General features: G+C 50.4%; 1 protein-coding gene. It reads right to left on the bottom strand.

All coding sequences use genetic code 11. The annotated features are described in order from the left end of the window. Positions 1-45: 45 nt before the first annotated feature. Entirely contained in the window at positions 46-855 is an 810-nt protein-coding gene (locus ABD892_RS10495) for a type I restriction-modification system subunit M (protein ID WP_345195574.1), read from the bottom strand. Between the last annotated feature and the right edge of the window lie 118 nt (positions 856-973).

Below are 973 nucleotides of genomic sequence, written 5' to 3'. Positions count from 1 at the left end.
GGTCATTGATTACTCACTGACCACCCCCTGTTTAAGTTGGAAATTTCAGAAGAGGCGACAACTATGCTGGCACAGGGGGAGACCATGAATCGCCAAGTTCATCTTGGCCAGTTTGGCGTTATTGGCTTTCAGCTCAGTACCGTAAACCGAAACAGTTTTGTTGATGCTATTACCGACCAGTTTCTCCTGATGGTCTTCCAGAAAGTGGCTGGTCTGAACGAACATACCACCGGAACCACAGGCCGGGTCATGTACAATGCCTTTGCCGGGTTCAATCAGGTTCACAATCAGTTCAACCAGAGAGGGCGGGGTAAAGAACTCGCCCCCTTCCTGGGCACCGGCACCAGTCATGGAAAACTTCATCAGGAAGAATTCGTAGATGCGGCCAAAGACGTCACCTGGCAGAGTTTTCACCTCATCCTTGTTAAAGACACGAATCAGCCCGGTGAGCAGTTTCGGGTCCATCTCCTGATAGTTGCGAGGTAAAACTCCTGCTAATTCCGGGTATTCGTCTTCGATCAGCTTCATGGCCTGGTTGACCGATCCGCAGATATCCTCACCTTCCGGCAAGTTGGCCAGATAATCATACTGTGCCTTTTCTGGCAGCATCATGGCGCCAGAGCCTTGGAAGTCTTCTTTCCGCAACGCTCGCTTTTCACCCCCCCTTGGGTTATCCGGAATGGACGCTTCCACAATTTTCTTTGCCTGCTCATAGCGGTTCTGAGCGTAACGCAGCAGGATCAAACCCAACACCGGGTCCTTGTACTCTGCGGCCGTCAGCTTGGAGTTAGCCCGAAGTTCATTGGCACTGGCCCAAAGCTGAGTTTCAAGCTGATTGATCTGTTGTTGGTTCATGTAAATTCTCAATGGTTTACTGTGCAGCGGACAGATGTCAGCACCGATTTAAAATGTCCACTTTCCACCGATTGGATTTGACCTCCCGATTAACCCTTTCATGGCCGATATTTCTCCT

Source organism: Kistimonas scapharcae (assembly GCF_039540975.1).
Lineage (GTDB): Bacteria > Pseudomonadota > Gammaproteobacteria > Pseudomonadales > Endozoicomonadaceae > Kistimonas > Kistimonas scapharcae.
The sequence above is the reverse complement of the archived record's forward strand: the minus strand, read 5'-3'. Positions and strand labels throughout refer to the sequence as shown.